Source organism: Ralstonia sp. 22111, assembly GCF_052045895.1.
Taxonomy (GTDB): domain Bacteria; phylum Pseudomonadota; class Gammaproteobacteria; order Burkholderiales; family Burkholderiaceae; genus Ralstonia; species Ralstonia wenshanensis.
Genome location: NZ_JBQEPR010000004.1, coordinates 445,127 through 451,563, shown reverse-complemented (window position 1 = coordinate 451,563; position 6,437 = coordinate 445,127). Strand labels below are relative to the sequence as shown.

Annotated in this window: 7 protein-coding genes; 4 read left to right on the top strand and 3 right to left on the bottom strand. The window is 63.2% G+C overall.

Annotated elements, in window-relative coordinates; translation table 11 throughout:
• The 4 genes from sdhC to ACTJK4_RS13905 form a co-directional block, all read left to right on the top strand.
• A partial coding sequence (gene sdhC / locus ACTJK4_RS13920; RefSeq protein WP_316871993.1) for a succinate dehydrogenase, cytochrome b556 subunit occupies window positions 1–378 on the top strand: 378 nt, incomplete at its 5' end.
• A 10-nt stretch (window positions 379–388) separates the two neighbouring features.
• Window positions 389–754, top strand: a complete 366-nt coding sequence (sdhD, locus tag ACTJK4_RS13915) for a succinate dehydrogenase, hydrophobic membrane anchor protein (protein ID WP_316882015.1) — start codon at window positions 389–391, stop codon at window positions 752–754.
• Window positions 755–757: 3 nt separating this feature from the next.
• Window positions 758–2,536 (top strand): succinate dehydrogenase flavoprotein subunit, encoded by a 1,779-nt coding sequence (gene sdhA, locus ACTJK4_RS13910; RefSeq protein ID WP_316882014.1) that lies wholly within the window; start codon window positions 758–760, stop codon window positions 2,534–2,536.
• A gap of 22 nt (window positions 2,537–2,558) precedes the next feature.
• A complete protein-coding gene (locus ACTJK4_RS13905; RefSeq protein ID WP_009241007.1) occupies window positions 2,559–3,260 on the top strand; it encodes a succinate dehydrogenase iron-sulfur subunit in 702 nt (233 codons plus the stop codon).
• Window positions 3,261–3,394: 134 nt separating this feature from the next.
• Here ACTJK4_RS13905 and ACTJK4_RS13900 read toward each other — a convergent pair whose 3' ends face one another.
• Genes ACTJK4_RS13900 through ACTJK4_RS13890 form a run of 3 tightly spaced genes read right to left on the bottom strand, consistent with a single transcriptional unit; the run spans window position 3,395 to window position 6,422 of the window.
• Window positions 3,395–4,702, bottom strand: coding sequence for a DASH family cryptochrome (locus ACTJK4_RS13900; protein WP_414562521.1), 1,308 nt, complete (start codon window positions 4,700–4,702; stop codon window positions 3,395–3,397).
• Window positions 4,699–4,863, bottom strand: coding sequence for a DUF2256 domain-containing protein (locus tag ACTJK4_RS13895; RefSeq protein ID WP_232039254.1), 165 nt, complete (start codon window positions 4,861–4,863; stop codon window positions 4,699–4,701). Before ACTJK4_RS13895 ends, ACTJK4_RS13900 begins: the two co-directional genes overlap by 4 nt.
• Before the next feature lie 8 nt (window positions 4,864–4,871).
• Window positions 4,872–6,422 (bottom strand): deoxyribodipyrimidine photo-lyase/cryptochrome family protein, encoded by a 1,551-nt coding sequence (locus ACTJK4_RS13890; RefSeq protein ID WP_433868194.1) that lies wholly within the window; start codon window positions 6,420–6,422, stop codon window positions 4,872–4,874.
• Window positions 6,423–6,437: the final 15 nt, after the last annotated feature.

Sequence of the window (6,437 nt, the reverse complement as noted above, 5' to 3'; positions counted from 1 at the left end):
TACAGGAACATCGGTTTGGGCGATATCGCCCGTTACCGCTTGCCCTGGGCCGGTAAGGTGTCCATCTTGCACCGTGCCAGCGGTGCGCTGATGTTCCTTCTTCTTCCGTTCGTGCTGTACTTGTTCGAGCAAAGTCTCACGTCGGAAATCAGTTTCGCCAAGTTTTCGGCGCTTCTGTCCAACGGTTTTGCCAAGGTTGTCGTCCTTGCCCTCATCTGGGCATACCTGCACCACTTCTGCGCCGGCATCCGTTACCTGATCCTCGATCTGCATATCGGCATCGACAAGGCCTCGGCCTCCAAATCGGCTGTGAGCGTGCTGATCGTCAGCCTGCTGCTGACCGTCGTGTTCGGCGCCAAGCTGTTCGGCCTGTTCTGAGGAATCCGCAATGGCACAAAACAATATTGGTCCCAAGCGCCTCGTTGTCGGCGCGCACTACGGCCTGAAGGACTTCCTCGCGCAGCGCGTCACCGCCGTGATCATGGCGGTGTACACCATCGTGCTGCTGGCTGCGTTCCTGCTCTCGAAAGACACGTCTTACCAAAGCTGGGCGGGGCTGTTCGCCAACCAGTGGATGAAGATGCTGACGTTCCTGGCATTCGTGTCGCTCACGTATCACGCCTGGATCGGTGTGCGTGACATCTGGATGGACTACGTGAAGCCCGTGGCAGTGCGTTTGACGCTGCAAGTGTTGACGATTCTGTGGCTCGTCGGTTGCGCGGGCTACGCAGCTCAGATTCTCTGGAGGGTTTAAGACATGGTCGCAGTCAAGACTGGGCTGCCGCGCCGCAAATTCGACGTGGTGATCGTCGGTGCGGGCGGTTCGGGCATGCGTGCATCGCTGCAGCTGGCAGAAGCCGGCCTCTCCGTGGCCGTGCTGTCCAAGGTTTTCCCCACCCGCTCGCACACCGTGGCGGCGCAGGGTGGTATCGGTGCTTCGCTGGGCAACATGAGCGAAGACAACTGGCACTATCACTTCTACGACACCGTCAAGGGCTCCGACTGGCTCGGCGACCAGGACGCGATCGAGTTCATGTGCCGCCAGGCACCAAACGTGGTGTATGAGCTGGAACACTTCGGCATGCCGTTCGACCGCAACGCCGACGGCACCATCTACCAGCGCCCGTTCGGCGGCCACACGTCGAACTACGGCGAGAAGCCCGTGCAGCGTGCCTGCGCCGCGGCTGACCGTACCGGCCACGCGCTGCTGCACACGCTGTATCAGCGTAACGTACGGGCCAAGACCCACTTCTTCGTCGAATGGATGGCGCTGGACCTGATCCGCGACCAGGACGGCGACGTGCTGGGTGTGACGGCGCTGGAAATGGAAACCGGCGAGGTCTACATCCTCGAAGCGAAGACGACGCTGTTCGCCACGGGCGGTGCAGGCCGGATCTACGCAGCGTCCACCAATGCCTTCATCAACACCGGTGACGGCCTGGGCATGGCAGCGCGCGCAGGCGTCCCGCTGGAAGACATGGAATTCTGGCAGTTCCACCCGACCGGCGTGGCCGGTGCGGGCGTGCTGATCACGGAAGGCGTGCGTGGCGAAGGCGGCATCCTGCGTAACAAGGATGGCGAGCGCTTCATGGAGCGCTATGCCCCGACGCTGAAGGATCTGGCGCCGCGTGACTTCGTGTCGCGCTCGATGGACCAGGAAATCAAGGAAGGCCGTGGCTGCGGCCCGAACGGCGACTACGTGCTGCTCGACCTGACCCACGTCGGTGCCGAGACCATCATGAAGCGCCTGCCGTCGATCCGCGAGATCGGCCTGAAGTTCGCCAACGTCGATGCCATCAAGGAACCGATTCCGGTGGTGCCGACCATCCACTACCAGATGGGTGGCATTCCGACGAACTATCACGGCCAGGTCGTGGTGCCGAAGAACGGCAACCCGAACGAGGTCATCAACGGCTTCTACGCGATCGGCGAATGCTCGTGCGTGTCGGTGCACGGCGCCAACCGCCTGGGCACGAACTCGCTGCTCGACCTGGTGGTGTTCGGCCGTTCGGCGGGCAACCACATCATTGCGCAGAACCTGAAGAACCGCGAGCACAAGCCGTTGCCGGCCGATGCAGCGGACCGCGCACTGTCGCGTCTGGCCAAGCTCGATGCGTCCAGCTCGGGCGAGTACGCGCAGGACGTTGCCAACGACATCCGCCGCAACATGCAGTCGCACGCCGGCGTGTTCCGTACGCAGAAGCTGATGGATGAAGGCGTCGAGCGCATCCTGGAAGTGGCCGAGCGTGCTGGCAGCATCCACCTGAAGGACAAGTCCAAGGTGTTCAACACCGCGCGCGTTGAAGCGCTGGAAGTGGCCAACCTGGTGGAAGTGGCCAAGGCGACGATGGTGTCGGCCGCCGCCCGCAAGGAATCGCGCGGCGCACACGCACACAGCGACTTCCCGAATCGCGACGACGAAAACTGGATGAAGCACTCGCTGTGGTACAGCGAAGGCAACCGCCTCGACTACAAGCCCGTGCAGTTGAAGCCGCTGTCGGTGGAATCGGTGCCGCCCAAGGCGCGTACGTTCTAACGGATAAGAAGGGCCCACAAAAATGAAGCGTATTTTTGAAGTCTATCGCTACGATCCGGACAAGGACGCAGCGCCCCGCATGCAGACCTACGAGGTTGAGCTCGACGGTCACGAGCGCATGCTGCTCGACGCGCTGGTCAAGCTCAAGAAGCTGGACGAGTCGATCGCGTTCCGTCGCTCGTGCCGTGAAGGCGTGTGCGGCTCCGACGCCATGAACATCAACGGCAAGAATGGTCTGGCATGCCTGACCAACATGCGTGAGCTGCCCGAGAAGATCGTGCTGCGCCCGCTGCCGGGGCTGCCCGTGGTGCGCGACCTGATCGTGGACATGACGCAGTTCTTCAACCAGTACCACTCGATCAAGCCGTACCTGATCAACGACGAGCCGCCGCCCGAGAAGGAGCGCCTGCAGTCGCCGGAGGAGCGTGAAGAGCTCGACGGCCTGTACGAGTGCATTCTGTGCGCGAGCTGCTCGACGTCGTGCCCGTCGTTCTGGTGGAACCCGGACAAGTTCGTTGGCCCCGCCGGTCTGCTGCAGGCGTATCGTTTCATCGCCGACAGCCGCGATCAGGCGACCAGCGAGCGTCTGGACAACCTGGAAGATCCGTATCGCCTCTTCCGCTGCCACACCATCATGAACTGCGTCGATGTGTGCCCGAAGGGTCTGAACCCGACCAAGGCCATCGGCAAGATCAAGGAATTGATGGTGCGCCGCGCGGTGTAAGCGCGCAGTGGTTCAGACTCATCTGAGCCACTCACAAACACCAGTGCTCGCGCACAAGCGCCACGGCGCCCAAGTTGCCTTCAGCCTTTTTCCGGCGCCGTTCAGCCGCCCTCCGGCGGCAGCTAGCGGGAGAACTATCGCGCCGCCCATAGGCGCAGATAAGCCCCTTCGGGGTCGTACTCGGAGGCTTGCTTCCGGGTGTTGAATCGCCTGCCGCCACGTGGGTCTGTGCCGCGCCCCGCGATATACAACCAATTGCCCTGATTGCTGTAGACGTCGTAGTCCACGAGTTGCGATTCGAACCACGCGGCACCTGCGCGCCAGTCGCCGTTCAGGTCATGCACGAGGTAGCTGGCGACCACCTGCCTGAGCCTGTTGCTAAGGTACCCGGTTGCCTCAAGTTCGCGCATCGCCGCATCGACAAGCGGTTCCCCGGTCGATGCCCGACGCCAGCGCTCGAAACCCTGGGCATCGAGGCGCCCGGCATGCTGCGGTTGATCGGAGAGCCCGCGTGCGCGGTAGAGTCGGGCGCCATGCTGAAGATGCAGGAAGCGAAAGTAGTCTCGCCATAGCAACTCGAACCACAGCCAATAGCTGCCGTCACTCTTGCCGTGCAACTGTTCGAACTGCCGCAGCTCCGCCACCACGCGCCGCGGCGACAACGCGCCGCTGGCCAGCCACACAGACCACTTGCTTGAGAAGTCCAGCCCCGCCAAGGCGTTGCGTGTGCGCTTGTACGTATGAGGCAGCTTGCGCTGCAGGTAATTGGCAAGGTGCTGAAGGCCCGCCCTCTCACCTCCATCAAACTCCGGCCTGCCATACGGAAACGACGAGCGCGAATCCGCCGCCGACACTTCGGCTGCATCGAGAGCAGGCACACGCACCAGGCCAGGCGGAAAGACGAGACCAGGCGGCTGTGGCGGAAGGTAGGCCGGCGGAGGCAGAGGCTGCGACGGTTCGATCCGCGCTTGCTCGATCGCTTGCCTGAACGTTGTAAACACTCGCGGCAGCGATTGAACGGGCCAAGGCAGGCCAAGCAGATCAATCAGACTGCTCTGCCAGACGGTGTGCACATGCAGTCCCGCACTTCGCAGTTCGGCCACCTCCGCCTGCTCGTATGGTGCGGCGATGTCTTCGCAAAACACAGCCGTGGCACCCATAGCACGCGCCAATGCGGGCAGGACCTTTCCTGGCGGCCCGCAGCACTCGACCAGGGGGTTGCCGAGATCGGCCAACTGGCGCCTCAGATCCCGGACAGCTGCCGCAAGCACGGCCCGACGGTGCACGCCCACGCGTGCGAAACCCCAGGGCGTCGGCTCGTCGTAGTCGGCATGGCAGTACACCGGTACGAGGTGCCCGGCCCCGCTCTCGCACGCTGCACGCAGTGCCCGCTGATCATGCAGCCGTAGATCGTTGCGAAACCAGAACAGGACGGTACTCAACGCGCCTCTCCATCGCGTGCCTTGCCTTGCTTGGCGTCTTTGCGGCAACGCTCGGAGCAGTACTTGACCGCATCCCAGTCCCTTGCCCACTTCTTGCGCCACGTGAACGGCAAGCCGCAGTGCACGCAGTGCTTGCTCGGCAGATTCAGCTTCTTGTGCATCGACGGATTCAAAAGTCGAGACTGAGCTGCGAGTACGTGGCCCCTTTCCCGCGGGGGGTGTCAACACGGTCCCGGCGCGAGCGGGAGGCGTGCCTCTTTACGATAACGTCATTAGCGGCCCGAACCTCCGGCCGGGCGCGCAGCGCATACACGCGCGTCTTGGCCTGCCGCGTAGCCGCCTCAAGATCGACCAGCGGAACGGGGATGTCCTCCCCAACCCGCACGCCACAGCGGGCCTGCACATCGGGGGGCATACGCCACGGCTGCAGGAGCCATGCATCGGGCACGCGACGCAGCGCTGGCAGCCAGCGCCTGACAAAACGGCCATGGGGGTCTTGATCCTGCGCTTGTTTGATGGGGTTGTAGACCCGCGTGGTGTTGATGCCGGTGGTGCCGGCTTGCATCTGCATCTGGCTCCAGTGGATTCCCGGCTCGTAATCGATGAACTGCCGGGCTAGCCAAAGGCCCACCGGCCGCCAGTGCAGCCATAACGGGTAGGAAGCAACGGAGACAAGCATGGCCCGCATGCGAAAGTTGATCCAACCGGTTTCTCTCAGCATGGCCACACAGGCATCCACCATCGGCCAGCCGGTGCGCCCAGCTACCAGCGCAGCAAAGTGCGCCGCGTTCCATCCCGCTTCACGCAGGCCGTCGTAGCCACGGTGAAGATTGCGGAACTCGATGGCGGGTTCAGATTCCAGTTTCTGGATGAAGTGGCAATGCCAATGCAGGCGACTGACAAACGCAGACAACCCCTTACGCTGCCACACCGCATCGTCGTCTGCGTTGCCCTTGAGCTGGAGCAGGCGTTGCTCGGTGCCCTGCACCACTTCACGCATGCTCAGGCATCCGTATGCCAAGTAAGGGGAAAGTCGCGAGCAAGCGCTTGGCGCCGTCAAAGGTGAGGAGATGCCGCCTCGATAGTGGCGGCTTCGCTCGGACAGGAATTCGCGCAGTACCTCTGCGCCGCGCGCTCGTCCGCCGCGCTGGCGACGCGGTGGCGAAGAGGCATCCAAGCCAAGAGCCTCGCACCCAGGCCAATCCATCGTCTTCCATGGCAGGGCAACATCACTCAAGCTGCCCGCTTCGGGCGCGGCCACGCGCGGCGCGTACATGTGTTCGGCCCAGCGGTCGTGCCAGACGTCCCGGGTCGGCAGGCGCCGCACCACCCCATGCTGGGGCCACTCGCGCCAGTTAACACCGTGATCAAGGCACCAACGGGCGACGGCTTTGTCGCGCGCGAATGTATGACCATTGCCCGTCTCTTCGTGAGACACCAGGTGGCTGAAAGGCGCCGCTGCATGCAGCCGCGCGAACACTTCTGTCACTTCGCCCACGGCCACCTGCAACCGTGCGCCGCACGCACGCAACTGTTGCGAGAGATCCCGCAAACATTCCTGGATAAAGAGATAGTGCTGCGATGCGGCGTCCGGCTGAGCCCAAAGGCTGGGCTCGATGACGTACAGACACAGGACCTTTCCCTGGCGGGCGGCATGGACAAGCGGGGCATGGTCGCGCACCCGCAAGTCACGCTTGAACCAGACGACGGTGTAGTTCATTGATCTTCGGCGACT

Bases quoted from the DNA above. Each gene is read 5' to 3' on its own strand.
- ACTJK4_RS13895 (WP_232039254.1), bottom strand. From the start codon at position 4,863: ATGCACAAGAAGCTGAATCTGCCGAGCAAGCACTGCGTGCACTGCGGC.
- sdhA (WP_316882014.1), top strand. From the start codon at position 758: ATGGTCGCAGTCAAGACTGGGCTGCCGCGCCGCAAATTCGACGTGGTG.
- sdhD (WP_316882015.1), top strand. From the start codon at position 389: ATGGCACAAAACAATATTGGTCCCAAGCGCCTCGTTGTCGGCGCGCAC.
- ACTJK4_RS13905 (WP_009241007.1), top strand. From the start codon at position 2,559: ATGAAGCGTATTTTTGAAGTCTATCGCTACGATCCGGACAAGGACGCA.
- ACTJK4_RS13890 (WP_433868194.1), bottom strand. From the start codon at position 6,422: ATGAACTACACCGTCGTCTGGTTCAAGCGTGACTTGCGGGTGCGCGAC.